19 protein-coding genes are annotated in these 17655 nt (G+C 39.2%); 7 read left to right on the top strand and 12 right to left on the bottom strand.

Annotation, left to right across the window (positions count from 1 at the left end; genetic code table 11):
• Window positions 1-249 (top strand): integrase core domain-containing protein (locus T426_RS23325; protein WP_036985417.1); only part of this gene is annotated, 249 nt, incomplete at its 5' end.
• Window positions 250-922: 673 nt separating this feature from the next.
• Here T426_RS23325 and T426_RS0109880 read toward each other — a convergent pair.
• Window positions 923-1195 carry a hypothetical protein gene (locus T426_RS0109880; protein WP_025866334.1) on the bottom strand — a complete coding sequence of 91 codons (273 nt, stop codon included), beginning with the start codon at window positions 1193-1195 and terminating at the stop codon, window positions 923-925.
• Between the two features lie 90 nt (window positions 1196-1285).
• On the opposite strand from T426_RS0109880, the gene T426_RS0109885 reads away from it, so the two are divergent.
• The 6 genes from T426_RS0109885 to T426_RS0109910 all read left to right on the top strand — a co-directional run bounded on the left by T426_RS0109885 (window position 1286) and on the right by T426_RS0109910 (window position 7532).
• Complete coding sequence (locus tag T426_RS0109885) at window positions 1286-1735, top strand: very short patch repair endonuclease (protein ID WP_025866333.1); 450 nt, start codon at window positions 1286-1288, stop codon at window positions 1733-1735.
• A gap of 130 nt (window positions 1736-1865) precedes the next feature.
• Window positions 1866-2087, top strand: coding sequence for a helix-turn-helix domain-containing protein (locus T426_RS0109890; protein WP_025866332.1), 222 nt, complete (start codon window positions 1866-1868; stop codon window positions 2085-2087).
• Between the two features lies 1 nt (window position 2088).
• Window positions 2089-3333, top strand: a complete 1245-nt coding sequence (locus T426_RS0109895) for a DNA cytosine methyltransferase (protein WP_027585617.1) — start codon at window positions 2089-2091, stop codon at window positions 3331-3333.
• A complete protein-coding gene (locus T426_RS0109900; RefSeq protein WP_027585618.1) occupies window positions 3317-5446 on the top strand; it encodes an ATP-binding protein in 2130 nt (709 codons plus the stop codon). Before T426_RS0109895 ends, T426_RS0109900 begins: the two co-directional genes overlap by 17 nt.
• Window positions 5447-5448: 2 nt before the next feature.
• Window positions 5449-6762: a hypothetical protein gene (locus tag T426_RS0109905; RefSeq protein ID WP_027585619.1), complete on the top strand. Its 1314-nt coding sequence runs from the start codon at window positions 5449-5451 to the stop codon at window positions 6760-6762.
• 2 nt (window positions 6763-6764) lie between these two features.
• Complete coding sequence (locus T426_RS0109910; RefSeq protein WP_025866260.1) at window positions 6765-7532, top strand: HNH endonuclease; 768 nt, start codon at window positions 6765-6767, stop codon at window positions 7530-7532.
• Window positions 7533-7572: 40 nt separating this feature from the next.
• Here T426_RS0109910 and T426_RS0109915 read toward each other — a convergent pair whose 3' ends face one another.
• The 11 genes from T426_RS0109915 to T426_RS0109975 all read right to left on the bottom strand — a co-directional run bounded on the left by T426_RS0109915 (window position 7573) and on the right by T426_RS0109975 (window position 17319).
• The gene (locus tag T426_RS0109915; RefSeq protein ID WP_199898748.1) at window positions 7573-7974 is read right to left on the bottom strand and encodes a helix-turn-helix domain-containing protein; all 402 of its coding nucleotides are present in this window, start codon (window positions 7972-7974) and stop codon (window positions 7573-7575) included.
• A 230-nt stretch (window positions 7975-8204) separates the two neighbouring features.
• Complete coding sequence (locus tag T426_RS0109920; RefSeq protein ID WP_027585620.1) at window positions 8205-9128, bottom strand: hypothetical protein; 924 nt, start codon at window positions 9126-9128, stop codon at window positions 8205-8207.
• Between the two features lie 257 nt (window positions 9129-9385).
• Entirely contained in the window at window positions 9386-9793 is a 408-nt protein-coding gene (locus tag T426_RS0109925; protein WP_025866257.1) for a helix-turn-helix domain-containing protein, read from the bottom strand.
• 68 nt (window positions 9794-9861) lie between these two features.
• Window positions 9862-10734, bottom strand: coding sequence for a HEPN domain-containing protein (locus tag T426_RS23330; RefSeq protein ID WP_081782548.1), 873 nt, complete (start codon window positions 10732-10734; stop codon window positions 9862-9864).
• Between the two features lie 465 nt (window positions 10735-11199).
• Window positions 11200-12114 (bottom strand): helix-turn-helix domain-containing protein, encoded by a 915-nt coding sequence (locus T426_RS0109940; protein ID WP_036985141.1) that lies wholly within the window; start codon window positions 12112-12114, stop codon window positions 11200-11202.
• A gap of 16 nt (window positions 12115-12130) precedes the next feature.
• A complete protein-coding gene (locus T426_RS0109945; protein WP_025866253.1) occupies window positions 12131-12937 on the bottom strand; it encodes an SDR family oxidoreductase in 807 nt (268 codons plus the stop codon).
• 282 nt (window positions 12938-13219) lie between these two features.
• Window positions 13220-14023, bottom strand: coding sequence for a dienelactone hydrolase family protein (locus T426_RS0109950; RefSeq protein ID WP_025866252.1), 804 nt, complete (start codon window positions 14021-14023; stop codon window positions 13220-13222).
• A gap of 297 nt (window positions 14024-14320) precedes the next feature.
• Entirely contained in the window at window positions 14321-14827 is a 507-nt protein-coding gene (locus T426_RS0109960) for a VOC family protein (RefSeq protein ID WP_234406900.1), read from the bottom strand.
• Window positions 14828-15151: 324 nt separating this feature from the next.
• On the bottom strand, window positions 15152-15823 hold the full coding sequence (locus tag T426_RS0109965; RefSeq protein WP_081782547.1) for an HAD family hydrolase: 672 nt from the start codon (window positions 15821-15823) through the stop codon (window positions 15152-15154).
• 281 nt (window positions 15824-16104) lie between these two features.
• Window positions 16105-16584, bottom strand: a complete 480-nt coding sequence (locus T426_RS0109970; RefSeq protein WP_027585621.1) for an NUDIX domain-containing protein — start codon at window positions 16582-16584, stop codon at window positions 16105-16107.
• A 327-nt stretch (window positions 16585-16911) separates the two neighbouring features.
• Window positions 16912-17319: a hypothetical protein gene (locus T426_RS0109975; RefSeq protein WP_148303855.1), complete on the bottom strand. Its 408-nt coding sequence runs from the start codon at window positions 17317-17319 to the stop codon at window positions 16912-16914.
• Window positions 17320-17655 lie beyond the last annotated feature (336 nt).

A 17655-nucleotide genomic window follows, 5' to 3' on the forward strand; every position in this document is an offset into this window, starting at 1 on the left:
AATCCACGGGACAATGCCATTGCCGAGAGAATTAACGGTATTCTTAAAGATGAATATCTTCATCTCGAAGTAAGCAAGAACATCATTTTCACAAACAGTCAGTTAGAAAAAACAATAAACAAGTATAACAATAAGCGTCCACATCTGAGCTGTAATATGCTCACACCAGAACAGGCACATCTCAGATCAGGTACACTCAAAAAAAGATGGAAAACCTATTATAAAAAACAAGTAAATTTAAATGTCTAACCTGTAAACTTTTTTTAGGACGATACACATTCGCGAACGACTGCACCTGAAGGAAATATCGGTGGTTAAAACCGGCTTAATAAACGATAAAAAACCTCTGCGATGGAGATGAGCTTCTCACCTCCGAAAGATGAAGGACTTTGTAGCGCGAGATGAAGGACTTTCCTATCGAAGATGAAGAAGTTTCTGTGCAAAGTTCAAGGACTTTCCTGACGAAGATGAAGAAGTTTCTGTGCAAAGTTCAAGAACTTTCCTGGCAAAGTTGAAGAACTTCATACCGTGAGATGAAGAAGATTCTCCGGCGGGGTGCCCCGTAGAAAAAAGTATGTCCCCCGAACATATTTTAGGGTGTGCCGCGTGAAAAAGTATGTATCCAGAACATTTTTTGAGGTGCCCCGTGTGAAAAAGTATGTATGCTTAACATGTTTTAGCCATCGCTGCGAAGAAAAGTATGTATGCTCAACATGTTTTGCCCACTGCTGAAACGTTAATGGGCAGATTGCCGCAGTCGTCGTACCTCCTCCTTCGCAATGACAGACCACGAGGATTTGCCGAAGCAGGTTTTGAATGAACCTACGTTATTGCCGGGCAACAGGAGGTTGTTCCTGGTTGCCCGATGCTTGTTTCTATTTCACATGTGCCTGTTTCCGTTCTGCCGGGAGTTGTTTCCAGTTTACCGATGCTTATTTCCAATCAACAGGTCGATACTTCCACTTGCCCGATGCTTGTTTCTATTCCACATGCCCTTGTTTCCATTCTGCAGATAGCTGTTTCCGTTTAACAGGTGCTTACTTCCATTTGGCAGGTGCTTGTTTCCAGTGAAACCATGGCTGTTCCTATTCCACAGATGGTTATTCCTGTTTTCACACCTCTTTGTCTTCTCCCAACCGGGGCTGTCTTTTTCCCGCAGACCACCGTTCACCGTTTCACTCCCGGGTTCTTTCATAACACAGCGATGTTCATCTCCAACAGAATAGATGTTCTTCTTTTAAAATGAGATTTGGACAATTACCAACGCTATTCCTACTTTTGACCTATGGCCGATGTACACGACAAAGCAACCCGGAGCTACAACATGAGCCGCATTAAAGGGAAAGATACCAAACCCGAAATGCTGGTTAGGCGCTTCCTGTTTGCCAATGGTTTCCGGTACCGGCTGAATGTGAAAAGCCTGCCGGGAAAGCCTGATATTGTATTGCCGAAATACAAAACGGTCATCTTTATTAACGGCTGTTTCTGGCACGGACACAAAGGCTGCCGTTATTTTGTCCTTCCCAAAACCCGCACCGAATGGTGGTTGCAAAAAATTAAAGGTACCCAAAAGCGCGACAAAGAGGCAGAAATAGCCTTACAGGTGGCCGGGTGGAAAGTGATTATTCTATGGGAATGCCAACTGAAACCAACCGAAAGAAAGCAAACCTTCGATGTCCTCATCGAAAAAATAAAATCTGCAGACAAATCAGCTCAGTCTTTGATTATAGACTAATTGGTTTTCCATTCCTTCAACGAATCATTCTTTTTACTGTTACTACTCTCCCAAGTAAGCATTTTTACAGTCCACAAATGTTACTTATAGTCCGTTGACCCATAATCAACATAAGGATACATTTAATGCCATGAACATAAAGTCTAAGATAGGTCAAAGAATCAGGGCTTTGCGTTTACAAAAAGGTATTTCGCAGGAGCAACTAGCGCTAAAAGCCGAACTAGACAGAACCTATATGACCAGTGTAGAAAATGGGAAACGCAATATTTCCATTCAAAACATCGAAAAAATTATCAAAGCATTAGAAACAACCTTTGAAGAGTTTTTCAAGGGATTTGACCTCATTGTCTAATATGAATTTTATAGATCTATTTGCAGGTGCCGGAGGCCTTTCCGAAGGTTTTATTCGTGCCGGGTTTGAACCGATAGCGCACGTTGAAATGGATGAAGCTGCCTGCAATACTTTATTAACCCGTACAGTATACCATCATGTAAAAAACGAGCCAGACTTCGCTAAATACATTTCTTACATTAAGGGAGAAGATTTAACGAGAGATGGACTTTACAACCTTTTACCTGAAGAGAAACGTCATTCAGTAATTAATCTACCCATTGGTGACGATACTAATGACCAAATCTTTAAACAGATCGACCAATTAAAAGGAAATCAAAATGTTGATTTGATTATTGGAGGCCCACCTTGTCAGGCATACTCCGTCATTGGACGTGGCGGCGCTCTGAGAAAAAAGAAAAATGATGAACGCAAAACGCTTTATATTCATTATGGCAGATATCTGAAAAGATATCAACCAAAAGTTTTTGTTTTTGAAAACGTACCCGGAATTCTGGTTGCAGACGGAGGGCAATATTTTAGAAATCTCAAGAAATACTACCGGCAACTGGGCTACATCGTAGAAGCGGAAATATTAAACGCAAAAGATTTTGGCGTTGTCCAAAACAGACGTCGGGTAATCATTATCGGTTGGAGAAAAGAGCTTCAGCTCGAATATCCCAAATTCAATACACACCCCAATCGTTATACCCGGAACGACATATTCAACGATCTTCCTCATATCAAACCGGGAGAGAACAAGCGATATCATTCGTATGCTCTCCCCACAAATGAATATTTAAGTTCATCTGAAATCAGAAACGGTATTAACTTCGTTACACAACATATTGCAAGGCCACACAATCGAAAAGACTTAAACATATACCGACTTGCTATTGAGCAGCTGGAAGACGGAATCCGTCTTAAGAATAACAAAATACCGGATAATATGAGGACACAGGCTAATGTTAAAGACTTTGTAGATCGTTTTAAGGTAGTAGCTGATGAACCGCATACCATGATTGCTCATATCGCCAAAGACGGACATCATTTTATACATCCAGATAAAAACCAACTGCGGTCAATTTCAGTAAGGGAGGCGGCCAGAATCCAGTCTTTCCCCGATGATTATTTTTTTGAAGGGGTTAAAGAAGATCAATACCGTACCGCAGCTTTTCGACAAATCGGAAATGCAGTGCCTCCGTTGATGGCAGTTCAGATTGCTCACAAACTTCGTAATTTATTACAAAATGGCAGAACCAATTAAAGCAAATTTTAAAGCTCGTAGTCATATTCTCAGTTTGTTAGGCGATGAATTGATCGGGAGCGATAATCTTGCCCTGTTCGAGTTAGTCAAAAATTCTTATGATGCTGATGCCACAAGAGCGGAAATCCGTTTTGAAAATCTAGGTAATGAAAATATGGCCATAATAATTGAAGATGATGGTGTTGGAATGAACGAGGACATTCTCATAAATTCTTGGCTAGAAATTGGGACTGACTTCAAAAGAGGTGATAACAGGAAATTAAGCAAAAAATTTGATAGAGAATCTCTTGGTGAAAAAGGTGTTGGTAGATTAGCTGTTCACAAATTGGCATCAGATATATTACTTGAGACTAAAAAACAAAATGAGGATTTTGGATATAAATTAGAGTTTAACTGGTCTGATGTGATCAGCAATGCTAAATATATAGAAGACACAGAAGTCAGTTTTGAGAAGGTAAAAAAACTAACTTTTTTGGGAGAACCACACGGCACCAGAATCACTTTAAGAAACCTAAAGCGGAAAAATTGGGAAAGAGGAGATATCAGGACAATATTCAGGACAGTTAACACACTCGTAAGCCCCTTCAAATCTGACGATTCTTTTAAAGTCGATCTCATTCTTGATGAAGAATTCCAAGAATGGATAGAAGATATATTCAAGCCTGAAAAGATCCTTGACACCAGCATATATCAGTATGATTTCTATCTTGCCGAAAATGGAACATATAGTTGGGGATATAACTTTACTCCCCCGTTTCGAGACAATTCTTTGAAGAAAAACTCTAACGATAATTTTAAAGAGGATAAAAAGGACAAAGTATTATTTAACGCGGAATCAAAAGACAAAAATAAAAAGTATTTTAATTCTAAAGATTTAGAGAGAATTGGGCCCATTAAAGGAAAGTTTTATCTCTTTAATCAAAGGAGTCAGATATTAAATATTTTTAAAAATAGTGAGACAATAAAAACATATTTGAGAGAGAACCATGGCATTAGAATATATCGAGATAAATTAAGAGTATATAATTACGGAGAGCCTGGGAATGATTGGTTAGGATTAAATCTCTTAAGAACAAATAATCCCAGTGGTACTATAAGTAACAACAATGTAATTGGTTCCATAAGATTAAATATGGGCTCTTCACACGAGTACCTAAAAGAGAAAACTAACAGAGAAGGGTTTGATGAAAATGAAACTTATCAAAAGCTGAAAGATATTTGCTTAAGCATTGTCAAACATTTTTCAGTAGTTATACAAGAGGATCGAGAAAAACTCGAAAATAGAATTAAAGACTTTAAACCGGTCAACAAAGCAGGTTTTTCTGAAAGTATAACAGACCTAAAAAGAAAAATTGAGAAAAGAAAACTAACGAAAGAATTTAGTCATGTAATTTCTAGAATTGAAGATGATTATAAGCAAATGAGAGATGTAATGCTTAACTCTGGACTTTCAGGAATGAATTTAAGTCTTATTTTCCATGAATTGCACCGAGAAGTAAAATCCATTAGTAATGATATTAACCGAGCTGCTATAGACGAAATTCGAGAAAGAATTACATATCTTTACAATTTAATTGATGGATTTTCTCCAATCCTTAAACAAAATCAAACATCTGTTTTTACAACCAAAAAGTTGTTGAAAACACTAAAAGACCATAATGCAGGCAGATTAGGCTTTCACAATATAATTCTGTCATGTCCTCCCCTAGTCGATGATGCAGAAGATTTTAGGATAAAAGGGCCAGAGAATTTATTGTTTGGCGCTATTAACAACATAATTGACAACTCGATATTTTGGAGTTCTGCTAGGTACGAAAAAGAAAATTCCATTCCCCCCGCAATTCTCCTTACTACTGATATTGAAACATTCAGAGGACCTGCCATAGTAATTGCGGACAATGGAGATGGTTTCAAATTGAATACAAATGATTTGACAAAACCATTTAAAACTTTAAAACCTGGTGGCATGGGGCTCGGACTCTACTATGCCAGCCTAGTAATGGAGCTTTTAGGAGGTGAAATTGTTTTCATCAATAATGAAGATATAAAGGTTCCTGATGTATATGATGGCGCTGTTATTGCTTTAGTATTTAATCCCGAAAAAGAAAGCTAAGTATGCTAAGAAATCTGTCTAAAATTCTGGTAGTTGACAATGAAGAGAGAGAAATAGATACAATCTCCGAAGCGCTTAAAATATTAGATATTCCCGCTCACTACACGTTATACTCTGCTGCAAATCCACCTAAAATTCCGTATACAGGCATAAGGCTTGCATTCTTCGACATAAATCTCCTAAATGCAGTTCAGGTTGACACTAAAGCAATATACTCATTTATAAATGCATTAAAACAATGTATTGGTTTAGATAATGGACCCTATATCTTAATTTTTTGGTCAACTCATATAAACGTCATCGAGCAAATTAAAGAACATATAAACAAAAGAGAGAAAGATAATGTCCCGGCTCCAATACTGATTGATACTATTGACAAAACAATTGTCGGAAATTCTAATCAATTACTTGATAAAATTAGGAGAATTTTATCGAATGATATCCTGGAAATATTGTTCGACTATGAAAGTAATATTTCACATGCCGCTGGAAATACCCTAAAAACTATATTTAATGTAGTCTCAAGTGGAAACGACTCCTGGGGAGAAAGTACTAATTTCGATAACAATTTTGACCTAGTTTTTTCAAATATTGCATTTGAAACCTATGGATATAAAAGCGCAATGGAAAATCCCATATCTGCGGTCAGAGACGGACTTAATCCTATTCTAACAAATGAACTCAGTAGTATAGAGCTAACCAGTAAGTGGGAAAGCAAACTTAATTATTTGCTTAAAACAGAGGATAAAAACAAATTTACTAAAATAGATCAAGAGTTTATATGTAAACTAAATTCGATATATCATTTTAATTTCAATACTGAAAGAACAAAAAAGACTTCCCGAGGAGCAGTTGTTGAATTTATCCCAAAAGAAGGACAAATGCTATCGTTATTTGGGAAAGAATTAAAACAGCTCAGACATAAATTTCTGCCATTTAATTCAAAAGCGGTCGGGAAAACAGAAAAAAAAGAAATACAAGACAAATCACAATTTGTTTTGCTAGAAATAAGTGCCTCATGTGATTATGCGCAAAATAACCATCGTACACACACGTATATTCTCGGATTGTTAGCACCTTTATTTGATGAACAGTATCTAATGAAGCAATCTGACTCAATAATAAAGTTGCCGTTGTTTTCTCATCTCGGAAATAACAATATCTTACTCTTTAATTCAAGGTACGTCATAACAACAACCGATGAAAGCCAAGATTTTATTGGTGATATTCTTTTTTCTATTAAGGCTGAGTTATTGAATAAAATAACTACTGATTATACCAACTATATTAGCAGATTAGGAGTAATACAGTTTTAGTCATGCCTCATAACCCAAATTGGTCTCGTGAAGAACATATCGTTGCATTCAATTTGTACTGCAAAATCCCGTTTACCAAAATAAACGAGAATTATCCTCCTGTTGTTGAGTTGGCAAATATCATTGGAAGAAAGAAAGGTGCGGTCTCCCGAAAACTGGCAAATTTTGCCAGACTAGATCCAGCTTTACAAGCCAGAAATGTTTCCGGGTTGACCCATGGAGCCAAGGGAGAAGAAACTGTTTGGAATGAGTTTCATGATAATTGGGAACAATTAGCCTACGAAAGCGAAAAGATATTGGCAAAATATAAAGGAGTAACACTCGAATCAGAAATTGATCTTTCAGACATCCTGGAAATAAAAGAAGGTAAAGAACGGGAAACCATTGTAAAAACAAGGGTTAATCAAAGTTTTTTTCGAAAGGCAATTTTGGCATCTTACAGTCAGACTTGCTGTATTACCGGCATAAAGGTACCTGAGCTATTAATCGCAAGTCACATTATCCCATGGGCACACAATAAGAAAGAACGAATGAATCCACAAAACGGACTTTGTCTAAATGCGCTTCACGATAAGGCTTTTGATAAAGGACTAATCACAATCACTCCTGACTTCAAAATAAAAATATCGGAAGCTCTAAAATCAAATATAGATGGAACCTACATGAAGTACTTTCATCCATATGAGGGCAAAATCATATCGTTACCAGGGCGCTTCTTTCCTAAAAAAGAATTTCTTGAATATCATTCTGAGCAGATATTCGCAAAATGAAATCAAACACATAAGGCTCAAAATGAATACTGAGCAAAGCCTACTTCCTCCCTTCCATCAACTTCTCCATCATCGCCACTTTGTCTTTTTCGGCGGCCAATAAACGTTCATACAACTCTACGACTTTGTCGATGGGGTTAAAGTTTACATTATTTGCGAAGAATCCATGTCCATGATTATCATAGAAGGTATTGATGTAATTTGTGGCGGCATCATCACTCAGATTCTTGATGGCATCAGTTGGTACATTTAATGTTTTAGCCACCTTTTCGAGCATATCGTCTTCAATCACTTCCTTTTGTTCGAGCTTGGAGATGGTTTGTTGGGTCAGGTTCAGTTCGCTGGCAATATATTCCTGTTTCACGCCCAGCATTTCGCGTAAGCGTTTAATGTTTCGTCCATGGTGAACTTTTGGAGCAGGAGCGGTTTCAGTCATATCCATGATTACTATTTATTGTAAAGTTACTTGGTTTACCAAATATACAAATTAATCGCGGTTGTGGTACTGCCGGGTCTTATTTGGCTGGCAAAAAGACTTGCCGCCATTGTCCGTTGAGATGTAATAATACCCTATGTTCCTATTTCCTCCAACAGAATTTTGAAGCTCTCTTTTTATGAGCGTTGGGGTAGAGATGGTCACTTACAATCATGTGTTTTAAATTTTGTGCACAGCTATTTTATTCTAACTAAATCAAATTTGGATTTATTCTGTTTGTCAGTTGCGCTTATGCCTATAATCTCACCGTTAGCATCAAGATATATATTGTGCCCACTTTTTGTCCAAATCGCTATATCATTTGTTCCATCTGAATTTAAATCTGATATCGATACCTTCTGGATTGAATTGTTTTTAGGCAATATTGCAAAATACCATATTTCATCCCCTTTCTTTGATTTTCCAGCGTATGGTGGTGCCTCACCTGTAAAAATAGGCGGTAATTTTCCAATTACAGATATGTAACCTTCACCTTCAATCAATGAACTTAGATCATTATTAACTCCATAGAAAATTATAGACAAAGAATTATCTTTTTCTTTAATGACATTAATCTTATTTATAAATCCAGGATGCCAATATGTTGAAATAAAATGACCTTCCTTATCTATTAGCGTAATATTTGATTGATACCATCCATCAGCATCTCCATTATTCAGTAAGATTTGATTTTCATTTCCAATAAAATTACCTACAAGAAAATCCTTAATAATCATTTTATGACTTGATCCACCATTATAATTGGGTTTATTATTGTTTATGTAACTCCAATTTTCATTTCCCTTTTCATCAAAACAAAATAAATAACCACAATCTTCATTAGATAAAGACTCATTCTTACCAATTGAAACTAAAACATATTTTGTGCTATTATTATCTAAATTCACAATATCAGATTTCATAATCTGTCCATCAAATTTCTTTGTCCACGCGATTCCTGTTGAGTTATAAACCTTTAAGAAATTTTGCTCATTTTCGACAAGTGTTATTTCTGAAAATCTTGAATGATTAGAAATTATATGAATCGCAATTCCACCAAAAAAACCGATTATACCGAGAACACTTGAAATAAATCCAACTTTATTCCAGAAACTCAACATTCTATATCTCGTTACGAGTCTCATTTTAATTTATGCATAACTAATTCGTATGTCCATTAAAATTGCCATATATCTCAAATATAAATATAGAAGCGATATATATCATTTATTTCACAATCCGATCTTGCAACATTGACTATTAATACTTTGAAAAACCACCGAATTTCTCCAAAATGCAAATTAATTGCGGTTGAGATATCGCCGGGTATCCATTCAGTGGAAAGGCATACGATTGTTCATGACAAAGACGCAAAGGCTCACTTACTCAACAACTGATCAATTTTCTCTTTCAGGTATTTATTCTCTTCTTTGAGTAATTCTATCTCGTTGTCCTTTGCCGATAGTAATTTGTCCAGAATTTCTTTTTCAAAATTGTAATTATAAACGTTGCCAGTGGTATTAAATCCACTCCCGGACCCACTTCCACCATCTTTCACTTCCTGGTGAATATACGTACTTTCTTGTTTGAGAAGCTCTTCCATATTGGTTTCCAGTATCCCGGCAATTTGCTCCAGTCGTTCCAGGTCAAGTTTGGTTTCGCCGTTTTCCAGGTTTTGGTAGGTCCGGATGTTCATGCTCAGTTTGTCGGCCATGTCCTGCTGGCGGAAACCTTTCATTTCGCGGCGTTTCTTGATGTTTAAGCGGGCTGTATCCATGATGTCCATAATCGCAATGGTTTAGTTCTTTTCGTATTAATTAATAACGCAGGCCCTTCCCACAAGTGGAAAGGCTACTACTTTTCAACCATAAAACTATCGATTTTTTCTTTACAGGCCAGCTCTGTCAGTTCACGCAATTGTTGTACCCGCTCCGAAAGGCAGGCCAAATCGTCGCGGCTGATGCTGTAATCCAGTTTGTAACGCGAATCGATGTAGGCTTTTTTCAACAGGGTAAATAACCGCTCCTCCTCTCCGGTTATCCGGGGAAAGATGGTCTTGAAGCGGTTGTCGAGCTTACAGACTTGCCCGTTGAGCTTGTCGAGGTCGTGCACCTTGGGTTTGTAATCGGTATACACCAAAAGAACACAGGCAAACAATCGTTCGGTGGCCTGATGAAGCATAAATGCAGCCTGGCTAAAACTACCCCTATTAAACGCATTGGTAAAATCGGTCATAAACTCATTGGCATTGTCGAACCACTTGTCGAAATAGAGCCGGGCTTTGCTTGTTCGTTGTTTATGGTCGGGCTGTTTGGGCGTTGCCAGCTGGAACTTCCCGCTGTCGTGCAGCATGATTCCCTCCTTCAGGACATCCATAAAGAAGTAATTGCCGTCTTCAATCTCGCTGTTCAGGTAATCGATGCCGTGGAATATCACGTTGAGCGGGGCTTCCCTGCCGGTGTCGCGGCGCAGTTTGTTTTGCCAGCGCCGGTTGCTCTCCCGTTTAATGGCGACCACTTCGGTATCGAGCACCACCAGTATGTCGTAATCGCTTTTGTATTCGTAGGTGGTGCCATCCTCTTTATAACGGTCGTCCACCCAGTCGCCCCGGGCATACGACCCGAACAGGATGATCATCTCGGCCGGAAAGCGTTGCTCAATGGCCGTTACAATCTTCTGCAGTTCAGCTTGCTTATCAGCGGGTAAATGGTCGGTCGTTGTTTTCAATGGGGCCTGTATTTTTGCGATAACTAAGGTAAACATTTACGGGGAAAACAGGCATTTATCCGGCGTATTTTTGACGACTGGGCACCATTGTGCCCTTGACATTAGGGAGAAGCAATCAGGAAAAAAAGAGGAAGTCCCAAAAGTCAAACTGCAAGGCTTAAATCTTACTGAATTGTATGCAAACCTGTTTTCACCCCTCCAAACCTCCCCTAAAGGGGCGGCTTAAAGTCCCCTTTAGGGGATTTAGGGGTTAACAGTAAGCATCGGATTAACAATTTGATAATTCAGAAAATGTTCCTTATTGTTTTTGGACTGCCTCCGGAAATTGAATACAAAACTGAGACCGTTAGCCCTTTGTTTCTGACGCTGTCAGGTGCTTTGCACGCTGACAGGGCAGCGGTTGATTCTTTTGACCACCGTCAGGGGTTGGGACCACTGACGGGGTGTAGCAACAGGGTTTCATCTTCAATTAAATGACTGTCGAAACGCCAAAGGTGAGAGGTTGGTCTTTGCCTTGAATAATTTGCTGAATGATTGCGGATGCTCAAAGCCTAAATGGTAGGCAATTTCGCTTACCGATAAGTCGGTTGTCGATAACTTCTCTTTTGCTTTTTCAATTAACTTTTCGTGGATGTGCTGCTGTGTGCTTTGTCCTGTGAGTGAGCGAAGCATATCGCTTAAATAACGTGGCGAAACATGTAGTTGTTTTGCCAAATACTCAACAGTTGGAAGTCCTTTATTTAGCGTTTCTTCTTTTTCAAAACAGATGTTCAACAGTTGTTCCATTTTAGAAAGTAAATCCGTGTTTACCGCTTTCCGGGTAATGAATTGCCGCTCATAAAAACGGTTACTGTAATTGAGCAACAAATCGATTTGTGAAAGAATTATATCCTGCGTATGCCTGTCGATATGCTGGTATTCAGTTTGTATTTTCTGAAAAATCTCTATCATGTCCGTTTCTTCCCGTTCCGAAAGGTGCAACGCTTCATTTATAGCATAAGAAAAAAAGCCATAATTCCTGATGGTGGTTGCCAGGGGGTGTTTTCCCAAAAAATCGGGATGAAACATTAATACATAACCTGTTCCGATGGTTTCATTGTATGTATTTGTTTCATCTCTTTCGACGGACTGAATTTGTTTCGGTGCAACAAATGTCATTGTTCCCGTGTCAAAGTCATAATACTGTTGCCCGTATTTTACTTTCGATTGAATGTTATTTTTCAATGAAATCGTATAAAAATCAGTAGAAAACTGTTTCCACACGTCAGCATTCGCAAGATGTAATTCAGATACGCGCACAACACTTACCAAAGGATGCAAAGGCTTTGGCAGAGATAACAACTCATGAAAACCGGACAGGGAATTTATTTGCTTCACCATACGAATTTAAAATTAATTAGTGTCCAACGAATTGTTTTCTTATCAGCTTTCTAAACTCTTCACTTCCCATTTGAGTACGGGTTTGAAACATATTTTCTGCGTCAGTTCCTGCAATATACCGAATTTGGTCTTTGCCGTCAGTGGCAGCTTCATATATTATGTCGGCGATTTGTTCAGGTGCAGAAGCCGCATTCATCATTTCATCAACATTGCCGAATAACTTCTCTTCCAGTTCCTGGTATTCAGCATGTGAGCTTTTGTCCAATGACCTGCCCGTAAAATTGGTCGCGATGGCTCCCGGGGCAATCGTTTTTATCCCGATGTTGTGCAGACTTAATTCGAACGACAAACTTTCTGACCACCCCTCCAATCCAAATTTGGTAGCCTGATAAACAGAATGTAATGGGAATGCCAAACTGCCACCGATTGACGTTGTTGTGATGAACAAACCATTTTTCTTTTTTCGGAAATAGGGTATAAAGGCTTTTGTAATACGCATAACTCCCAGGAGATTGGTGTTAATTTGACGAACAATCTGTTCATCGCTTAATGCTTCCAATGCCCCCATCAGACCGTAGCCTGCGTTGTTAAATACGACGTCTATATTTTTCAGGTCATTCGCTTTCGCAACAACGTCTTTGATTTGCTCCCAATTGGTGACGTCTAACGACAGTAATGTTACATTTTCCAATTTGGTGAGTTCTGTTTCCCTTTCAGGGTTTCGCATTGTTGCGATTACATTCCACCCCTTCGACTGAAATAATTTTGCGGTGGCCTTTCCCAGACCGGATGAAGCTCCTGTAATGAAAATTGTTTTTTGCATATTCATGTTGTTTAAAATGTATAATGCAAAAATCAGTAGAAGTAAATAGTTGTTTTTTGCCAAATTGAGTTAGGTTGTAGCCAAAATGACGAATGCATGGACTGTGGCGGGCCTTGTGTATGTTTGCTAAAAACACCCTATGTATCCAACATGGGAGCAATAACACAAATTAATAGCAGTGATGGTACAGCCGGTTGGGATTTCAGCTGGAGAAAAGGATTACGACACTGACGGGGTGTGGGCAGATCCCATCATGAAACTTACGCTTTGTCTGCTGACTTATTATTTCTGTTTCTCTCCGGTCATAAAACGAATAGTCCTATCAATAATACCTTTGCTTTGCACCAACGATAAATGATCATACCCCTCATTAATCACAACTTCCAAATTGCGCTCTACAGCCGGATAATCCCGGCACAGCTCTTGTTTAAAAGCGATTGTCCATTGCGGATTTATATGAGTATCCGATTTCCCGAGTTCTATATGCATCTGTAAGGGTCTGTGAAAAGTCGCCAGGTTTGTCATTGGATTAAGTTCGTTATAAAGCCACTTCCCGAAATTTGTCGGGTTGCCTTGTTCAATGATTTTCTTCGAATCCATAACGTCGGTCATTCCCGGTCGATTCCAATCCGGACTGGCTGCCACTGCTCCTACTCTACTTATTCGGGTATCGATTCCTGCAAGGGCGATAGCGATATCGCCCCCCATTGATAATCCGCCTGCAACAACCTCATCGTGGAGTTTAAATGTATCCGCCGCCCAGTCAACCACCCGGTAAGCATTCATAGCCGTGATGCCCAGGATTTGCCACATATAAGCTTTGAAATCACTAAACACGAGATTTCTTATTTCATCTTTTCTTTCGTTGTGTAACCACGGGTCAATACTCACGGAAAAGTATCCATGAGCCGCAAGTCTCTGTAATTCCTTCGCCCCTGTTTCTTTGTTTCCGCCCAAGTAAGGAAGCCAAACGGCTATTGAATTGTTGGATTTTTCTTTGTCCGGCCGGCAAAAAGCGACCGGAATATTATCGACATATTCAAACTCCATGTTTATGTAATCGAAATTCTGCTCGCATTCTTTCATACGTTCTGTGTTGCTTTATGCTTTTTAAAATAACGGGCAACCGGCTTATATGCCTGTCAAATTTACCCCATATTACCAACATGGGAACGATGTATGTTCAGGGAGATTCAATACCTGATAATTACAAATCGAATTTTCACCGTTTCCGAGATTCCCCTCCGGGTAGCAAAATACAAATTAATTGCGGTGGTGGTACCGTCGGGCGGGATTTCAGCCAGGGGCAAGATTTCCGACGCTGCCAGGTGCTTCACACGCTGACAGGTCGGCGGTTGGTTCGTACACCACTGCAGGTCATTGTCATTGGGGCTCCCACAGTTCAATCTTATTGCCTTCCGAATCCAGAATGTGTACAAATTTGCCATAGTCGTAAGTTTCGATACTGTCGAGTATCGTTACCCCGTTTTTCCTGAGTTTGTTAACCAGTCCCTCAATATTCTGAACGGTATAGTTAATCATAAAATCCTTTTTGGAAGGAGAGAAATATTCGTCCCCTTTTTTGAACGGTTTCCATTGGAGTGAATTTATCTCATCGGGGTTGTTCATATTTCTGGATTCAAAACTTGCAGACCCCCAATCATTAACTTCAATGCCTAAATTTTTGGTGTACCACTCTTTTGTATCCTGTGGATTGTCTGAATAAAAGAAAATACCACCAATTCCTGTCACCCTGGGGGTAGTATCAATGGGTGAAACAGAGTTATCTGTTTGCTTCTCCTTGTCTTGCATATTTTTCGTCTTTTTAGTGGTCGAATTACAGCTTGCCAGTAATGCTATAATCGATAAGGTTATGATTAGTCTGTTCATTTTATATCCAGCTTTTTACTGTTCTGTTGTCGTATTTAAACCGACACATCAACTGTATATGTTTACCTAAATTAACATATATCTTCCATATAGGAGTTACATGTATCCTTATTATTTTGTTACAAGCTTGCTAACCGGATTTTTACTGTTTAGCCAGGTTTCTTTGCGTTTCCCTTAAATACATTTTAATCGCGGTGATAGTCGGGCAGGATTTCGGCCGGAGATAAGGATCATGACGCTGTCAGGGGCTTTGCACGCTAACAGGTCGGCGGTTGGTTGTTGAACACTGCTATATCATTATTAAAAGGCTGTGTTTACTATTTTTCATTGTTTCATACAACCAACCAAAAGATTTCGGTCAAACTCATCAAAATGCTCTATTACCGGGAAATTGAATTCAGAATAATTTTCATTTGTGGAATTTACAATGATAACATTTCCCACGTTGCTATTCATGGCAGCCTGAATGCCGGAAAAAGAATCTTCGAAGATAATTGATTGCGAATTTTTCACACCCAATTTATTTATTGCCTTCTCAAATATATCGGGGTGAGGTTTCCCTTTTATCTTTCCATCATTATAGATAATATGCTCCTCAGCGAAATAATCAAGTAAGTTTAATTTTTCGATAAAGAAATCCACATTTGTTTTTCCTGAAGCTGTTGCAATTGCCATCGGTATTTCGTGTGCTTTCAGGTAATTTAGCAGTTTTGTAGCGCCAGGTGCCAACTTCATTTCGTGTTGAAGACATTCGCTTCTATAAATACGTTCCTTTTCTTCGGTATATTGTTCGACTTCCGATTCATCAAGTTTTCGTTTAAATAGAAATTCAAGTGTATCTTTCCCGTTTCTTCCGTGTATATATTCTTTCTTTTGCGCCATGGTCAGGTTAACGTTGTGGGTTTCTAAATATTTATCCCACGAGGTTTCCTGGTACGCTGAATCCCAGAATAATGTTCCGTTGAAATCAAAAATTACTCCTCCGTTTTTCATCATCCGAATTTTTTATGCATTTGCTAATAACAGGCACAACTTGCATGTATGTTTACTAAAACTACCATCTGTTGCCAATACGGGAGTGAGATGTGCAGTTTTTATTTTTTGCTTCAGGTTTGTAAACCGGGTTTGGCTGTTTTCCGAAGTTCCCCTGATGTTTCCCAAAATACAAATTAATTGCGGTGATGGCACTGCCGTACGGGATTTCAGCCGGAGAAAAGATTTATGACGCTGTCAGGCGCAGGGAAACAAGCATCGAACCGGCTGGCTTCGTATTTTTTTCACTGAATCTCGATAATTTTTTTTGACAACACCGTTCCTGTTAAGTCATGTGTAATCGTACCTTCAATTATCGAATCTTCATTCAGCACAAATGGCATAATCTCCCGGATAAAACCGATTAAATTGAGTTTCTCAACATCATTTATTCCTACCCAGTGTAGTTTTCCTTCCGGACAGTCGATTTGCTTACCGTAAAACTCCGATGATGTATATATAAACAGAATCCACGAACTATCGTGTCCACTCAAAATGGTTTTAATAATTCCCTTTAATTTTAAATTCTTCGCATTCAGTCCGGTCTCCTCATTTATCTCTCTCAAACAGGACGTATGGATATCTTCGTCGAAATTGGTCTTCCCACCCACCCCGGTGAACAGGTCTTTCATTGGTTCAAAAAAACGTTCCAGGAAAAGAATCTCATTTTTATTCTTATCAATCAGAAAGCAAACATTACCGATGGTGATTTTTCCTGTAGCCATTTTGTTCTTTAGTTTTTAAGTTTAACTAGTATACCGGGCTACCAAAGTTACCATATATCTTCTACAGGAGTGATATGTATGCCTTGGTATTTTAAGATTCTGGTGACCCGGGTTGGGGTCCATTTACGACGCTGTCAGGTCGGCAAGTGGTTCGATGGGGAAACCCCTGACAAGGTTCGGAACCCTGTCAGGGCAGGAAGCCAAATACGGGAATGAAGTTGTTGGTTTTCTGTTTCTGACGCTGTCAGGTGCGTTGCACGCTGACAGGTCAACGGTTAGCTATTAATCAGGGTCAACGACCACTGACGGGGTGTGGGACGGGCTAAATCAATTAGCAGCCTGTTTGATACTCACGTGGTCGAAATAGTCTCCGGCTTCCAGGCCAATGTTCATCGTTCGTTCGGCTCCGGTGTTGTTTTCTTTCAACCGGACAAACAGGGTGTTCTTATCCCGTCGTTCGACGGTAAAAGCATCTTCCTTTATGGAATAGGCATCCGATTCGAGGTTGATGTCTTCCCTGTTGTAATAACTATAGGTGCTGTCCTGAAACGAAATTCCGTCTATCCACCACCAGTCTCCTTGTGTGGTGATGGTCACAGAGTCTGCCTGGGCCGTTAACTCCACATTCTTCGTTGAGAGCTTGATATTGTCATCCCATTTTCCAATCGGGTTTTCTTTGTCTTTACATGAAATCAGTATAACCATACCAATCACCAGAATCATTGTTTTCTTCATCTTCATAGAATTAGGGTTGGTTTTCAATCTGTTCAAAATTACTGTTTTTTTGAACTTCTCTTACCAGATGAATATGGTAGCCAAAAGGTTGCGCAAGACGTCGCTATTACCAACAGGGTATAATGCTGGTATTTGTGGCGATTCGAAGTACCCGCTGACCTTCATTTGCTCAAACCAATCATTATCGGTAAATTGGCATGTAGTTTCTTTTGACCAGGAAACAGATTGTAACGTAAGTTATTTTGCTTGCGACCATGTAGAAGCAAACATAACCGGTGATTCCGGGAGCAGGTGGCACATAGCTGCCGGCATCTGGGAAACCCCTACGTTGAACGA

Origin of the sequence: Prolixibacter bellariivorans ATCC BAA-1284 (genome assembly GCF_000621705.1) — a bacterium.
Classification (GTDB): domain Bacteria; phylum Bacteroidota; class Bacteroidia; order Bacteroidales; family Prolixibacteraceae; genus Prolixibacter; species Prolixibacter bellariivorans.